The organism is Microbacterium luteum (assembly GCF_015277875.1).
GTDB lineage: Bacteria > Actinomycetota > Actinomycetes > Actinomycetales > Microbacteriaceae > Microbacterium > Microbacterium luteum.
The window spans coordinates 1,120,361-1,135,427 of record NZ_CP063814.1 but is presented as its reverse complement, the minus strand read 5'-3'; the positions used below and the strand labels follow the sequence as shown (position 1 = coordinate 1,135,427).

14 protein-coding genes and 1 pseudogene are annotated in these 15,067 nt (G+C 67.7%); 3 read left to right on the top strand and 12 right to left on the bottom strand.

Features of this window, described 5'->3' with window-relative positions:
- Window positions 1–188: 188 nt before the first annotated feature.
- The 8 genes from IM777_RS05500 to IM777_RS05465 all read right to left on the bottom strand — a co-directional run bounded on the left by IM777_RS05500 (window position 189) and on the right by IM777_RS05465 (window position 8,089).
- Window positions 189–1,181, bottom strand: a complete 993-nt coding sequence (locus IM777_RS05500) for an IS481 family transposase (RefSeq protein WP_194384831.1) — start codon at window positions 1,179–1,181, stop codon at window positions 189–191.
- Between the two features lie 114 nt (window positions 1,182–1,295).
- Complete coding sequence (gene ccsB, locus IM777_RS05495; RefSeq protein WP_194384905.1) at window positions 1,296–2,309, bottom strand: c-type cytochrome biogenesis protein CcsB; 1,014 nt, start codon at window positions 2,307–2,309, stop codon at window positions 1,296–1,298.
- The gene (lnt, locus tag IM777_RS05490; RefSeq protein WP_194384904.1) at window positions 2,302–3,900 is read right to left on the bottom strand and encodes an apolipoprotein N-acyltransferase; all 1,599 of its coding nucleotides are present in this window, start codon (window positions 3,898–3,900) and stop codon (window positions 2,302–2,304) included. Before lnt ends, ccsB begins: the two co-directional genes overlap by 8 nt.
- Window positions 3,872–4,528, bottom strand: a complete 657-nt coding sequence (locus IM777_RS05485; RefSeq protein WP_194384903.1) for a DsbA family protein — start codon at window positions 4,526–4,528, stop codon at window positions 3,872–3,874. The genes lnt and IM777_RS05485 overlap by 29 nt, the downstream gene beginning before the upstream one ends.
- Complete coding sequence (gene resB, locus IM777_RS05480; RefSeq protein ID WP_194384902.1) at window positions 4,528–6,246, bottom strand: cytochrome c biogenesis protein ResB; 1,719 nt, start codon at window positions 6,244–6,246, stop codon at window positions 4,528–4,530. Before resB ends, IM777_RS05485 begins: the two co-directional genes overlap by 1 nt.
- The gene (locus IM777_RS05475) at window positions 6,227–6,976 is read right to left on the bottom strand and encodes a cytochrome c biogenesis CcdA family protein (protein WP_194384901.1); all 750 of its coding nucleotides are present in this window, start codon (window positions 6,974–6,976) and stop codon (window positions 6,227–6,229) included. Before IM777_RS05475 ends, resB begins: the two co-directional genes overlap by 20 nt.
- Complete coding sequence (locus tag IM777_RS05470) at window positions 6,973–7,614, bottom strand: TlpA family protein disulfide reductase (RefSeq protein ID WP_390178941.1); 642 nt, start codon at window positions 7,612–7,614, stop codon at window positions 6,973–6,975. Before IM777_RS05470 ends, IM777_RS05475 begins: the two co-directional genes overlap by 4 nt.
- A 109-nt stretch (window positions 7,615–7,723) precedes the next feature.
- Window positions 7,724–8,089, bottom strand: a complete 366-nt coding sequence (locus tag IM777_RS05465; RefSeq protein ID WP_194384900.1) for a hypothetical protein — start codon at window positions 8,087–8,089, stop codon at window positions 7,724–7,726.
- Window positions 8,090–8,223: 134 nt separating this feature from the next.
- Here IM777_RS05465 and cmtR point away from each other — a divergent pair, with 134 nt between their 5' ends.
- Both cmtR and IM777_RS05455 read left to right on the top strand, forming a co-directional pair.
- On the top strand, window positions 8,224–8,595 hold the full coding sequence (gene cmtR / locus IM777_RS05460; RefSeq protein WP_272872949.1) for a Cd(II)/Pb(II)-sensing metalloregulatory transcriptional regulator CmtR: 372 nt from the start codon (window positions 8,224–8,226) through the stop codon (window positions 8,593–8,595).
- Window positions 8,596–9,007: 412 nt separating this feature from the next.
- Window positions 9,008–9,337 carry a hypothetical protein gene (locus tag IM777_RS05455; RefSeq protein WP_026095586.1) on the top strand — a complete coding sequence of 110 codons (330 nt, stop codon included), beginning with the start codon at window positions 9,008–9,010 and terminating at the stop codon, window positions 9,335–9,337.
- On the opposite strand, the gene IM777_RS05450 is transcribed toward IM777_RS05455, so the two are convergent.
- From IM777_RS05450 to IM777_RS17170, 4 genes and pseudogenes are all read right to left on the bottom strand, one after another.
- Window positions 9,318–10,164 (bottom strand): IS5 family transposase gene (locus tag IM777_RS05450; protein ID WP_233449959.1). Its coding sequence is split into 2 segments (ribosomal slippage): window positions 9,318–9,857 and window positions 9,859–10,164, totalling 846 coding nucleotides; the frame shifts between segments, so codons are not numbered across the junction. The genes IM777_RS05455 and IM777_RS05450 overlap by 20 nt on opposite strands.
- A 124-nt stretch (window positions 10,165–10,288) precedes the next feature.
- Window positions 10,289–10,756, bottom strand: coding sequence for a hypothetical protein (locus IM777_RS17180; protein WP_187326295.1), 468 nt, complete (start codon window positions 10,754–10,756; stop codon window positions 10,289–10,291).
- 94 nt (window positions 10,757–10,850) lie between these two features.
- Window positions 10,851–10,985: pseudogene (locus tag IM777_RS17175) on the bottom strand (DNA cytosine methyltransferase); the annotation flags it as partial.
- Between the two features lie 33 nt (window positions 10,986–11,018).
- Window positions 11,019–11,177 carry a DNA cytosine methyltransferase gene (locus tag IM777_RS17170; RefSeq protein WP_187326294.1) on the bottom strand — a complete coding sequence of 53 codons (159 nt, stop codon included), beginning with the start codon at window positions 11,175–11,177 and terminating at the stop codon, window positions 11,019–11,021.
- Window positions 11,178–11,504: 327 nt separating this feature from the next.
- On the opposite strand from IM777_RS17170, the gene mobF reads away from it, so the two are divergent.
- Entirely contained in the window at window positions 11,505–15,059 is a 3,555-nt protein-coding gene (mobF, locus tag IM777_RS05440; protein ID WP_473743253.1) for a MobF family relaxase, read from the top strand.
- The last annotated feature ends 8 nt before the right edge of the window (window positions 15,060–15,067 follow it).

Genomic DNA, 15,067 nt, shown 5'->3' with positions numbered 1-15,067 from the left:
GCGACCAGGCACGCGACGACCAATCTCCCGCTCCGACGGCGCCTCATCGTGCGCCCCGCACGGCGGAGGCCGAGGAAACGCCGTACCGAGCTTCCGTGTCCGTCCCCGCCCGCGAACGTGGAGACCACTTGGGATCGAACAGTGATGTGAGCATTGAGAAAAGTCCTTTGAAAGTCGAATGTTGGTCGTTAGCTGTGATGTCCAGGCAGGTTGTTGAGTCTGGTGAGGGGCGGGGCTCCGATTGCGGAGTGGCGCCTGTGGTGATTGTAGAAGTGGACCCAGCCTGGTAGCGCTTCGCGACGCTCAGAGTCGGATCGGTAGAACCGGGCGTAAGCCCACCCATCGGCGAGGGTGCGGTGGAATCGCTCGATCTTGCCGTTCGTCTGCGGTCGGTAGGGCCGCGTCCGTTTGTGCGTGATGCCCAGCCCAGCGCAGGCGTCTCGCCAGGCGAACGACTTGTAGGCCGACCCGTTGTCCGAGAGCACCCGTTCGACAGTCACGCCGCGGTCGGCGAACCACGCGACGGCGCGCTCGAGCACGCCGATCGCGGTGACGGCCTTCTCGTCGGGGCAGATCTCGACGTAGGCAACACGCGAGTGGTCATCAACGACGGTGTGGAGGAACGCGGTCCCGACGTTGGGTTCGTAGCCCCTCCGTTTCCCGGTGCGCTTCGCCGTGGTCTCGCGGTTCCGGTCGCCCTGCTGCTTGCCGACGTATCGCCATCCGCCGCCGTCAGGAATGTTGCCGAACTTCGTGACGTCGACGTGCAGCAGTGAACCGGGATGGTCGTGCTCGTAGCGGCGGATCGGCTCGCCCGTGACCCGGTCGATATGGCTGAGCCGACTGATCCGGCACCGGACCAGCACCGCGTGGACCGTCGAGGCCGGGATCTGGAGCTCCTCCGAGATCTGCGCTGGACCCAGGCGACGCCGCCACCGCAACCGCACGATCTGCTTGACCGTCCGCGCTGGTGTCTTGCTCGGCATCGACCGGGGCCGACTGGGCCGATCGGTCATCCCGGCGGCGCCCTCGGCACGGAACCGGGCGGCCCACTTACGAGCGGTGATCGGCGACACCATGAACATCTTTGCGGCGGCCGTCGCCGGCCACCGATCCTCGACGATCAATCGCGCGAGCCTGAGCCGTGCGCGGGGCGTGAGAGCAGCATTAGCGTGGGACACGAGGGCCTCCTGTTGCACGAAGCGGTTCCTAGACAGCTCCACTTCACAACGGGAGGCCCTCGCCCGTCAGCAAATCACTCGCGATTCACGTAGCAACGTCCCTGGACATCACAGTTAGCTGAGGCCGGAGTAGGCGTGCAGGCCTTTGAAGAACATGTTGACGATGGTGAAGTTGAACAGCACCGCGGTGAAGCCGATGATCGACAGCCATGCAGAGCGGGTGCCGCGCCAGCCTCGCGTGGCGCGGGCGTGGATATAGCCGGCGTAGAGCACCCAGATCACGAACGTCCATACTTCTTTCGTGTCGAATCCCCAGTATCGTCCCCAGGAGTCGTTGGCCCAGATTGAGCCGGCGATCAGAGTGAAGGTCCAGAAGATGAACCCGACGATCGCGAACCGATACGCCAGGGACTCCAGCGCCTCCGCGGTCGGCAGCGTACGCAGGTATCCCAGGCCGGATTTCTTCGTGCCCTCATCCTTGCGACGCGCAGCCTGTCGTTCGCGTCGGGCTTGCATGAGCTGTGTGGCGGAAAGGCCGCAGGAGATCGCGAACAGGGCGGTAGCAAGGGAGGCGACGAAGACGTGGATGACGAGCCAGACGCTCTTGAGCGGGTCCATCAGCGGGGTGACTTCGACGTAGAACGCCAAGGTCGCACCGCCCAGGAGCAACGCGACCATACCGATAAGGAAGGAGCCCAGGAAGCGTAGGTCGTATCGGCGGAGCACGGCTAGGTAGACCGCGACGATCAGCAAAGTCCCGGTGAGCGCGAACTCGTACATGTTCGCCCACGGGACTCGTTCTGCGGCGAGTCCTCGCCCGATGGTGCCGGCGAGATGGAAGATGAACGCGAACCCGGTAAGCACGGTGCCGATGCGCGCCCAGAGTAGACGTTGCCGCTGGCCCGGCCGGGTGCGGACCTCGTTCAGCTCGGCGCGTTCGTCGCGTGTGTTCTGCGTGTCTCCGCCCGCGGTCACGAGCGCGGGCACCCGCTGCGTCTCGTCGCGGCGTACTGAGCGTTGTGCAAGGTCGATGGCGTAGGCCACGAACGCGAGCAGGTACACGGCGATCGCGGTCCACACCAGCAGCAGGGAGATGCTGTCCAGGGTCAGGGATTCGGGGTCAGGCATCACTTGCTCCTCGTGCGGTTTGGGGTCGGTGGTGGTGGCGTCGGTGTCCGATTCCGGCGATGGTGAGACCGGTGATCGCGCCGAGGGCGATCAGAGCTGTAAGGGCACCGCCGAGCACGACGGCGGGGGTGAGCCCGTCGCGCAGCGGGACCCGGGTGATCGCCGCGGCCGCTTTGTCGACGCCGGCGCCGTCGATGATCTGTCCGTCCGGGGCGATGACTTGGCTGGTGCCGACGGTGGAGACGTTCACCACGGCGCGTCCGGTCTCGATCGCCCGCATCCGGGCGAACGCGAGCTGTTGAAGGTTCTCGTCGGTGCCGCGGAAGTCGGCGTTGTTGGTCTGGAACACGTAGACCTGTGCGCCCTCGCGGGCGCCGTCCCAGATGACGGAGTCGTAGATGACGTCGAAGCAGATCGCCAGTCCGACTTTCACCCCGTCGACGGTCACGAACGGGGGGTTCTGTCCGGGGGTGTATTCGCGTTGGATCAGGCCGATGAGGTCAGGCGCGATCCGCTCGAAGAACCACCGATCCGGGACGTACTCACCGAACGGGACGGGATTGACCTTGTCATGCAGCTGCGGAGTGCCCTGCCCGTCCCACAGAATCGAGGTGTTGAACACGTCACTGCCGCGAGCGGTAGCGGCGTTGGCCAGCAGCGGTGCGCCGACCCGGGCGACGAGAGCGTCGAGGCGCCGAGCGATTGCCGGGTCGGCGAGGGGATCGGCGTCCACAGCACCTTCGGGCCACACCAGCAGGTCCATGTCCTCCCCCAGCAGGGGGTCGGTCGCGGCCGTCTGCGCGGCCAGCACATCACCGGGGGTGCGGTCATCGAAGTACCCGGAGGGCCCGTTTCCCTGCACCCACCCGATGTCCATCCGGCCGGCGTCCCCGGTCGGGAACTGCGGCACGACCGCTAGGACAGTCACGATCATCGCGGCGGGCACGATGCCGCGCATGCGTCGGAACCCTCCAGCCCGCCACCACTGGACGAGGCACGCGCAGGCGGCGACGATGAGGAAGCTCAGCCCGGTCAGCCCGACCCAGGACGCCGCCTCTGGTAGCGGTCCGTTCGCTTGGGTCATCCCAATCCGCGCCCATGGGAACCCGGAGTAGGGCCAGGACCCCATCACCAGCTCCCGGATGCTCCACAGCCCCGCCACCAGCAGCGGCACCCCGATAAACCACAGGACGGCGCGTCCGCGGGTGCGGTCGGTCCACCGGTAGGCGAGGGCGAGAGGAATCGCCCCGGTCCCGAACAGCACCGTTTCCAGCCCTGCCAACGCCACCCACGGGACGGGCCCGAGGAAGGCCCCCACCCACACCAGATGGATGAAGTAAAACGCGGCGCCGAAGGCCGCACCGACCAGGAACGCGCCACCGCTGCGGCGGCCGATCATCGTGCATAGCGCGATGGTGACGCTCACGAACGCGAGCGGCCACCACCCCACTGCGGGGAAGGACAAGTCCAGAAGCCCGCCGGCGATAGCGGCGGCGAGAACCGCTGCCCACAACGGCAACCCGCGCCGTGCCGCGGGTGCCGAGGCGGTGTCAGCCGGCGTGTCAGTCAGCGAGGGCGCGGTCGAGAGCATCGGTGAGATCGGTCAGTTGGGTGAGCTCGAGTCGTTCGCCGTCGAGGAAGAACGTGGGCGTGCCCTGCACGCCCATGTCCTGCCCTTCGGCGAAGTCTTCTTCGACCCGCTCCCGGGTGGCGGGATCCGCGACCGCCTCATCGTAGGCGGCCATATCCAGGCCCAGCTCCTCGGCGAAGCTCCGGAACAGGTCCGCTTCGGAGACTTGCTGCTCGCCCCACTCGGCCTGTGTCTCGAACATGCGGTGGTACATGTCCTCGACCCGGTCTTGCTGCGCGGCCGCTTCCACCGCGAGGGCGGCGTTCATCGAGTTGTAGTGGCTGGGGATCGGGTAGTACCGGAACACATAGTTGATCTGTCCGTCGTACTGCTCACGAATCTCTTCGACGTACGGGTATAACGCCCCACATGCCTCGCATTCGAAGTCGAGGAACTCCACCAGCGTCGGAGCGTCGGGCCCGGCGCTATCAAGGACGTGGGAGTTGCTGCGGGCGCCAGGCAGCGCGTCGGAGGCGTTGTCGTCCGCGGAAACCTGGGGGCGGGTGTTGATCGTGTAGATGATCGCGCCGATGACGAGCACGATCACAGCAGTGATCGCGATGAGGGTGACTTTCAGGGGGGTCTTCATCAGAGGTTCTTCCGGCTGGCGGTCTGTGGGGTGTGGTGTTCACGAGCGGCGAGGTGGCCGTCGCGGATGCTGGCGATTGCGTCGGGGAGCTGAGGGTCCTCCCCGCGTGCGAGGCCCGCGTATTCCAGGCGCAGGGTGGGCTCGTCCGAGTTGCCGGTGACGGATGCTTTAACGAATACGCGACGTCGGGGAACGAGAAGCGCGGTGATCAGACCCAGCGTGGCGAGGGTGGCGAAGGCGAGCACCCAAGGACCGCCGGTGTCGCGTTTGATGTCCAGCGACGCGAATCGTTTCACCGCCGCCAGTGGATTCGTGCCGCCGGAGGCGTCCTCGAAGGTGACCGTGCCCCACCCATTGGGCAGGTCGGCGGTCTGCCCGGGAGTGAGCTGGATCGACTCGACGCCGGTGCTGCCGCCGGTGTGCTGGGTCATCTCCGAAGTGTCGAGGGTGTACACCGACCGGGGCACACCGTCGTCGATGCCGAGGCTGCCGGAGAACACGTTGAAGGTGACGACCGGGTTCACCAGATCGGGATACACCGAGGTGAACGCCCCGGTGTCGAGGGCGCCCTGGGTGGGGTAGAAGAATCCGACGAGCCCGACCTGTTCGGGAAGCCCGTCCGGGACTTTGATGATGCCAAGCGAAGTCATCATGCTGTCTTGCGGGAGGAAGGGCTGCGATTCGCTGTACACGACCGTGCCTTCGGGATTGCGAACGGTGATGGTGGGTGCGTAGCCGTTTCCGAGCAGATAGACCCGGTCGCTGCCGACGGTGATGGGGTAGTTCACGCGGACGCTCTCGGTGTCCTCCGTCCCGGTGCGGGCGTCGCGGATGGTGAGGTTTGCGGCGAAGTCGCCCGCTTGGCCAGCGCCGGGTACTCCCGGTGGCACGTAGCTGACGTCGAAGCTGTCGAGGGTCAGCGAGTACGGGTCGAGCTGGGTGCCGTCCACGAACCTGCCCGGGGTGAACGAGGAGTAGTCGTTGAGGGTGTTGACGAATGTGGTGCCTTCGACGATGACTCGTTGCCCGGTGTAGGAGAAGCCGCTGGCGGCGAGAACGGCGACGAGGACCCCGACGAGGGAGGCGTGGAAAATCAGGTTGCCAGTCTCACGGAGGTACCCGCGCTCGGCCGACACCGACCAAGACTGGGCGGTGTCATACCGCTCGATACGGTAACCGCGGCGACGAAGGTCCGCAGCTGCGGCGGCGATCACGTCGGCCGCGTAAATCTCAGGGTTCTCGACCGGCGCGGGGGTGTCGACGGCGAGGTACGCGCTCAGCCGGTTGAGTCGGGCCGGGGTGCGTGGTGGCCGGGTGCGGAGGGCTTTCCAGTGGTGCCGGGTGCGGGGGATGATGCAGCCGATCAGCGAGATGAACAGCAGTAGGTAGATGCCGGAGAACCAGGCGGAGTTGTACAGGTCGAACACCTGGAGCCCGTCGAGGATGGGGGCCAGGTCGGGGTTGTCTCGGAAGTATTGCAGGACGCCGTTGGGGTCTGCGGTGCGCTGGGGAAAGATCGAGCCGGGAACCGAGGCAATGGCCAGCAGGAGCAGCAGCAGGATCGCCGTGCGCATGCTGGTCAGCTGCCGCCACCCCCACCGCAGCCACTCGAAGGGTCCCAGCGTTGGAGAGGTGACCGTGTCCGGCTCGTCCTGATCGATGTGATCGGCGGGGCGGGACGGGTCGGTCTGGGACTGGTCAGAGAGGGAGCGTGACACTGAGCATCACCCCCTGCAGAACGGACATCAACGTCCCCCAGATGCCGGTGACCATCAGCACGCCCAGTGCGATCAGCAGGCTGCCGCCGATGATGTTGACTACCCGGATGTGGCGTCGGAGGAAGGTGACCGACCGGGTGGCCCAGCCCAGTCCGAGCGCGAGCAGGAAGAACGGGATGCCCAGTCCGAGCGAGTATGCCAGACCCAGCAGCGCGGCACGGCCGGGGTCGCCGAGATTCCAGGAGACCGACATGATCGCCGCTAAGGTCGGTCCGATGCAGGGCGTCCAGCCGATCCCGAGCGCGATGCCCAGCAGCGGTGCGCTGAGCAGTCCCAGATTGCCGCGGAAACGCGGCCGGAGGGTGCGTTGGGCGCGGGGGAAGGCGCCGATGAACACCAGTCCCATGGCGATGACGACTGCCCCGAGCACCCGGGTGAGGATGTTCGCGTATTCGAGGAAGAACATCCCGGCCACCCCGCCGAGCACTGTGACGGTCATGAACACGATAGTGAACCCGGCGATGAACAATGCCACCCCGCTGAGCAGCCGACTTCGACCGCCGGCGGGGGTCTGTGTCGGGGAGTTGGAGAGGGAGGATCCGAGGTAGCCGAAGTATCCGGGGACGAGCGGGAGCACGCACGGGGAGACGAAGGAGATGAGTCCCGCGAGCATGGCGATGAGCACGGCCACCCAGAGGGCGCCGTCGAAGATAAGCCCTTCGGCGCTCATTCGGTCTCCGCCAGCGTGTCCGCGACGAGGGTGGACAGGATCGACGCGGCTGGCAGTTGTCCAATGATCCGCGCGGCGACCCTGCCCTGACGGTCCATAACCAGGGTCGTCGGGGTTGCCTGGATGGGGGTGACTGCGGCGAACGCGAGCTTGGTCTTCCCGTCGACGATGTCGATCACGCTCGGGTAGGTGATCCCGTAGTCCTCGGCGAAGGACAGCGCGGTGGCGGGCTGGTCGTAGATGTTCACCCCGATGAAGCCCACCCCTTCGGGTTGGTAGGTCTGCCACACCTCTTCGAGCAGAGGAGCCTCGACCCGGCATGGGCCACACGCGGCATACCAGAAGTTCACGACGTACACCTCGCCGGCGAACTCGTCGCTGCTGACCGGGTTTCCGCGCTCGTCGACGCCTGCGAACACCACCGGCTCGCCGCGCTCATCCGGGGCAATCTCCACGATGCGCTCGTCGACGCTGGTGGAACCGGTGCCGTTGTTCACCGTGGCGGCCAGCCCGTCCTGGGATGTGCACCCAGCGACCGCGAGCACGGCGGCCGCAGCGAGCATCGCGGCGGCCGCACGGAATGTACGCCAGGGCCCTCGATGGGCGGCCCGTGGGACGGCGCGGGTGACGGAAGTCACCCGGAATGGGTTTGCCACGACGTTCTCCAATACCAGGACTCAACAGGCGGCGGTCTGGCAGCGCCAGAATCCGCACGCTCTCACAGGTGCAAGGGTGTTGAGTGGTGGATCAGGTTCGGAACACGCGCAGCTGCGTAAGTGTGAGCACCGGATTTCGGGACGACGGGACCGCGATCCGTTCACGCACTATCCCTGCGACACGCTCGACGCTGAACGTGCGGGACGGTGCCCGCCGGGCCAGCACGACGAGCGCCAGACAGCATGCCACTCCCAGCAGGCACAGGGCGGCACCGAGATCGCCGGCCTCACCGGCGTGCCCACCCGCTATCGCCGCCGATACGACTCCCGGATCGTCGGTGACCGTCAGCTCCGCCATCGGCGCGGCTGCAAGGCCCTCGGTCTCGGCGTGCGTCGCCGCCCACGACCCCATCAGAAGCGCCATGACCAGCCCCAGCCCTACGAGCAGTTTCGCCACCGGCCAACCCACGCGCGCAGCGATAGCGCGGTCAAAGGAGGCGGGGCGGATCATTGCGGACGGTCCTACGCTCGGTGGTGCTCAAGAAATCGGGATAGACGATCATCAAACACTATCAGGTGTATAGTCAGCGGGTGCTGACCCTTGCGTCTCGTGTTGATGTGATGAACCGTCTCGGCCGTGCGATGGCCGATCCGACCCGCTCCCGGATTCTTCTCGAGCTTCTCGAAGCCCCCGGGTACCCTGCCCGATTGTCGGAGTCGCTGAGCCTGACCCGGACGAACGTCTCCAACCACCTCGCGTGCCTCCGCGGCTGCGGCATCGTGGTCGCGACCCCGGAAGGACGCCAGACCCGGTATGAGATCGCGGACCCGCATCTGACTCGCGCAATCTCGATGCTCGTGGACACCGTGCTCGCTTACGACGACGGTGCACCCTGCACCGACGAGAACTGCGACGTGCCATTCTGCTGCGACACCACGAACACCACGGGAGCCGCACTATGAGCGAGAGTGGTCGCCTCGGCATCGAGCGCTTCGAGCAGGCGTACGTCGGCGCTGTATGGGCTCGATACGTGTCCTTGAGAACTAGCACCACGATCTCTCGAGCCTGGCAGTGCTCGTTGGTGCAGTACAGCTCGAGTCGTCCGTTGTCCGCGGCCTCGTCGCCGTACGACCGCTTGGCGGAGCGGGCGCCGCAGAACGGACAGACGAGGTAGCCGGGGCCTTCCAAACCTCGATCGGGTTGGTCATCGCCCGCTCGACGCGCCCAGGGCTGCTCGTCGGGTGCCCATTCGTTTCGCATGTCGCTCCTCGTCGTCTCCACATTCTTGCTGAGCATGGAGGACAGACCTAGGGCGTGTTGATCAAGAAGGTGCGGGGTGGCCAGCCGCCGTGAGTTGCGCGGGAGAATGGGCGTGTGAAGATCCAGGTGCTGCATATCGAGGATTGCCCGAATTGGCAGGAGGCGGGCGATCGAGTACGGCTGGTGCTCGACTCGATCGGACGGGGCGATGTTCCGGTGGAGTTCGTGTTGATCCGCACCGAGGCTGAGGCGGTGAGCTCTGGTTTCGCGGGCTCGCCCACGATTCTTCTGGACGGTCAGGACTTGTTCCCGTCCCAGGGGAACACTGCCGACTTGGCGTGCAGGGTCTATCTGACCGAGCGCGGCTTTGCGGGTGCGCCGACGGTGGGACAGCTTGAGCGCACGCTGCAGGAGCGCGAAGCGCTCAGCGGAGATCGGTCTTGATCCAGATCAGCGCCGCGGCGAGGCTGACGGCGGCTCGGTAGTTGCGGGCGAGTTTGTCCGAGCGCATCGCGATGCCGCGCCACTGCTTGAGACGGTTGAAGCAGCGTTCTACGACGTTGCGTCCCTTGTAGCGTTCCTTCTGCTTGTCGCCGAAAGCGATCGGCCGGCCCGGCTTCTTGCGGCGGTGCGCGATCTGGTCGTCCCGCTCGGGGATGGTCGCCGCGATCCTCCGGTCGCGGAGCCAGGCGCGGTTCGCCCTTGAGGGGTACCCCTTGTCGGCGAGCACCCGGTCGGGGCGGGTGCGGGGGCGGCCCTTCCCGTCGCGGGGAACGCGGATGTTCTCCAGCACCGCGCTCATCATCGTGGTGTCGTTGATGTTCCCGGCGGTGATCATCATGCTCAGCGGCCGGCCGCGGCCGTCGCAGACCAGGTGCAGTTTGGTCGTCAGCCCGCCGCGGGAGCGTCCGATCCCGTGATCAGGCGGCTCGGACCACGGATTCTTGTGATTCGGCACAGCCCCCTGTGTCCCGGGCGAGGGTCGCGCCGTGCTGATGCACGCGCGCGATCGTGGAGTCGATCGAGACGACCCAGTCGATTTCCCCAGCGGCGTCGGCCTGCTTCTGCACCTCGGTGAGCAGCTTCTGCCAGGTGCCGTCCCCGGCCCACCGGTTGAACCGCTTGTAGATCGAGTTCCACTTCCCGAACCGTTCCGGAACGTCACGCCACGGCGCACCGGTCCGGTACTTCCACGCCATCCCCTCGATAGCGAGCCGGTGATCCGTCCACGGCCGCGACCGACCGGTCACCGTCGGCATCAACGGCTCCATCACGGCCCACACCTCGTCAGAGATCTCCTGTCGCGTCACCGTTCAAGACTCACCCACCGAGGAGCGGAACCTCTTGATCAACACGCCCTAGTCCTGTCTAGCAGCGCTGGCGCGATTCGTCCTGTCACATGCTCCCATCGGGCGATGGCGCGGGCGTAGCGTCCCCAGCGGCGAAGATGTCCTCGATCAGGAACCACAGCATCTCGGGTTCGCTGCTCTTGCTCTGCAAGCCAGCCGGCCCGTTTAGCGCGAGGTCGATGATCTGATGCGAGAGCGCGATCGTCCCCCGCCTCGCCCTCACCTGTTCCAGTGACTCGCCGCCACGAGTCGAGTCCGTGGCGAGCGGCGTCCTGAACAGTGCCCCGGCTGCGGGCGAGGATGAAGACGCGAAGCCTGGGATGAGGAGCGCCGACAAGGGACGCTGGTAGGCCGATCCATTGCGTGTCATACCGCAGGTCGGCCAGATCGCCGAGTACGGCGCCGACTGCCCGGAGAGGTCGAGCTGCGAGGTCTCCCAGACCCCACGGGTCGGGTTCCACTTCGCGAAGGGCTGCATCGCCGGGGGTTGCGTGGTCGGGATTGCTTTGCGCATCGTCGTCTTCTTCTAGGGGTGCGCGGACGGCGGGTGAGGACAGCAGGCCGCGCACGTTCTCGATGACGACGAGCTGGGGTTGCAGCGCGTCGATCGCGGCGGCCATGTACGACCAGAGCCCGGAGCGGGTGCCGGGCGCGAGGCCGGCGCGCTTGCCCACGGTCGAGACGTCCTGGCAGGGGAAGCCTCCACAGAGAACATCGACCGGCTCGACGGTGCGCCAGTCGATGGTGGTGATGTCGCCCAGGTTGGGGGCGTCGGGTCAGTGGTGGGCGAAGATGCGGGAGACGTGTTCGTTGTTCTCGGAGAACCAGATCGTCTCGCCATCCAAGGCGTGTTCGACGGCGAGGTCGAGACCGCCGTACCCGGAGAACAGTGATCCGACCCTGAGTGGGCGAGTCCGGTCGTGAGGGTCGTGCATGAGGGCTCCGGTTGACGGGTGATCCCGGTCGGACTTCACGCATGAGGTCACCACCGGGCTGGTCAGCGACCAGGTGCGCGACCACTCGAACCGCCACCGCTTGCCTCGTCGCCGATGCCGTGACCCGCGCGCGGCGCACCACCCCCGCGTACTTCGGAATCCGTGACTCAGGCGGCGCCGCCAGCTCTCGTTCGCCGGCCCACCGAGCCATCACACGTCTTTCAGACGAGGCGCGAGTCGTCCCGAGTCGCATCGGATGCGACCGAGCTCGCGGGCTCACCTGCCCTCCGTACAGCGGCGGAAGGAGCGGGCCAGGTGACGGTTTCGATGCGCGTGATGAGCGCAGGCGATGGGTACAAGTACCTGTTGAAGTCCGTCGCCGCCGGAGACGGCGACCGGAGCCTGAGCACGCCGCTGACCCGCTACTACGCCGAGGCAGGAACGCCGCCGGGCTTCTGGATGGGCTCGGGGCTGGGCCGTCTTGGGCATGGCGAGCTGGTCGAGGGGGCGCAGGTCTCAGAAGCCCAGCTCGCGCTGTTGATCGGGATGGGCCATGACCCGATCACGGGCGATCCGCTGGGCCGTGCCTACCAGCAGTTCGCCTCGATCGGTGAGCGGATCAAGCAGCGCGTCGACGCCCTCGATCCCGAGCTGGGGCCGGCCGCTCGAGCGCAGGAAGTGGCCGCGATCGAGGCGGAAGAAGCCGAGCGCGGCACCCGCCGCGCGGTAGCGGGCTATGACTTCACGTTCAGCGTGCCGAAGTCGGTCTCCACGATCTGGGCGGTTGCGGACGCCGGCACCCAAGCCCTGATCGCGGACGCCCATCATGCGGCGGTTGCAGAGCTGGTTGCGTTCCTCGAACGCGAGGTTGCAACAACCCGGGTCGGTGCAACCGGCCCGGACGGCGCGGTTGCACACGTCGATGTCGCCGGCGTCGTGGCGGCGGCGTTCGATCACTACGACAGCCGCGCCGGCGACCCGCAGTTGCACACGCACGTCGTCATCAGCAACAAGGTGCTGACCGTGCAGGACGGCAGGTGGCGGACCCTTGCCGGCCGGCCGATGCACGCGGTGGTCGTCGCCGTCTCCGAGCTCTACAACGCCGCTCTGGCCGACCAGCTCACCCGCGTCCTTGGCGTGGAGTGGGAGGCGCGCGAGCGAAGCAGGGATCGGAACCCGGCCTGGGAAATCGAGGGCGTGCCCGACGAGCTGGTGACCGAGTTCTCCACCCGGTCCCGGCACATCGAGGCCGAGAAGGACCGCCTGATCGCGGAGTACGTCGCCAAGCACGGCAGGCAGCCCTCCGCCCGAACGGTGCTGAAATTCCGAGCGCAGGCCACGCTCGCCACGAGGCCGGAGAAGCAGGTCCGGTCGCTGGCCGACCTCACCCGCGAGTGGCGCCAGCGCGCCAGCCGAGTGCTGCGACGCGACGCGAACGACTGGGCGCGCACGCTCACCACGACCAACGCGCAGGCGCCGCGGCGGGTGCTGCGCGCCGATGACGTGCCGCTGGATGTGGTGCGCGAGGTCGGGCAGACCGTGATGGAGACGGTGGGCGAGAAGCGTTCGACCTGGACGCGCTGGAACCTGCACGCCGAGGCATCCCGTCAGTTGATGGGGTGGCGGTTCGCCAGCATCCAGGACCGGGAGGCGATCACCGGGCTCGTGGTCGATGCCGCCGAGCACGCCTCGCTGCGGCTGACGCCGCCGGAACTGGCATCGAGCCCGTTGCAGTTCCGCCGCGTGGACGGCACCTCCCGGTTCCGGCCGCACGCCTCGACCCTGTTCTCATCCGAAGCCCTGCTGGCCGCCGAAGACCACCTCCTGGCCCGCGCCGCCGCCACGACAGGACCGACCGTGCCGTTGGAGACGGTCGAGCGGATCGCCCGCAAGCCCGACGCACGCGGCCGGGTGCTCGGCGAGGATCAGGCCGCGGCGCTGGCCGCGATCGCGGTCTCCGGCCGGGTTGTGGACGTGCTGGTCGGTCCGGCCGGGGCTGGCAAGACGACGGCGATGAACGGGCTCCGGCGGGCATGGGAGAAGGAGCACGGAACCGGCTCGGTGATCGGGCTCGCGCCGTCGGCGGTCGCCGCGCAGGTCCTTGCCGATGACCTCGGCATCGCCACGGAGAACACGGCGAAGTGGTGGCAGAACCACCTCATGTACGGGACCACGTTCACGGCCGGGCAGCTCGTCATCGTCGACGAAGCCTCGCTGGCCGGCACGATGTCGTTGGATCGGCTCACCCGCGAAGCCGAGAAGGCCGGCGCGAAAGTCCTCCTGGTCGGCGACTGGGGCCAGCTCCAATCACCCGGCGCCGGCGGCAGTTTCGCCATGCTCGTGCACGCCCGCGCCGACGCCCCCGAGCTGACCGATCTGCACCGCTTCACCAACGAGTGGGAGAAGACCACCTCGCTCCAGCTCCGCCACGGCCGCACCGAGGCGATCGACACCCTGATCGAGCACGGCCGGATCACCGGCGGCGACGAGGACGCGATGATCGACGCCGCCTACACCGGGTGGCGGGCCGATCTTGCCGCCGGGCGCGCGTCGATCCTGGTCACCGAAACCCAGGCGACCGTCACCGAGCTGAACACCAGAGCGCGCGCGGATCGGATCATCCACGGCACCGTGAACCCCACCCGCGAACTCGCCCTGCACGACGGCACCGCGGTCTCGGAGGGCGATCTGGTCATCACCCGCGAGAACGACCGACGGCTCCGCAACGGCCGAACCTGGGTCCGCAACGGCGCCCGCTGGATCGTCACCGCGGTGAGGGAGGACGGGTCGGTCAGCATCCGCCCTGCCGGCCGCAGGTTCGGCGGCGGGATCGTCCTGCCGGCCGACTACGTGGCCGAGCACCTGGAACTCGGCTACGCGATCACCGCGCACCGCGCCCAGGGCGTCACCACCGACACCGCGCACGCGGTCGTCACCGCCACCACCACGCGAGAGAACTTCTACGTCTCCATGACCCGCGGCGCCCACAGCAACCACGCCTACGTCGCCGTCGACCGGGAAGACGCCGAACACGCGGTGCCGCATCCCGGCGGCAACCCGAACGTCACCGCCCGCTCGATCCTCTACGGCGTGCTCCAGCACATCGGCGCCGAGCTGTCCGCGCACGAGACGATCACCGCCGAGCAAGACCGCTGGGGCTCGATCGCCCAACTCGCGGCCGAGTACGACACCATCGCCCAAGCCGCCCAGCACGACCGCTGGGCAACCTTGCTCGCCGCGTCCGGACTCACCGTCGAGCAGATCGAAGACGTGCTCGGCTCCGACGCCTACGGTGCCCTGTCGGCCGAGCTGCGTCACGCCGAAGCCAACCACCACGACCTCGACACGCTGCTCCCGCGGCTGGTCGCCGCACGGAGCCTGGACGATGCCGACGACATCGCCTCCGTCCTCCACGCACGCGTAGCCCGCGCCACCGCCCGACCCGCCGGATCAGGCCGCACCCGCAAACCCCCGAGGCTGATCGTCGGCCTGGTCCCGCACGCCGGCGGGCAGATGTCAGGCGACATGCGGCAAGCACTGGACGAGCGCCGCGACCTGATCGAGGCCCGCGCCGACGCCGTACTCCGTGGCTCCCTCACCGATGAGGAACCGTGGACGGTCGACCTCGGCACGGCACCGAGGGACGAGAAGCAGAAGGCGGCATGGTGGCGCGCCGCCCGCACCGTCGCCGCCTACCGCGACCGCTACGGCATCACCGACGACCGGACCCCACTCGGCCCGACGCCGGAAAGCACCAGCCAGAAGATCGACGCCATCCGCGCCCGCGCCGCCCTCAACCGCGCCCAAGCCGCCACCACCGAGCCCACGATGACCAAGCCCGCGCGGCAGAGCGCCGCGGCTCGCCCCGCGCCGAGCTTGTGAACGAACGC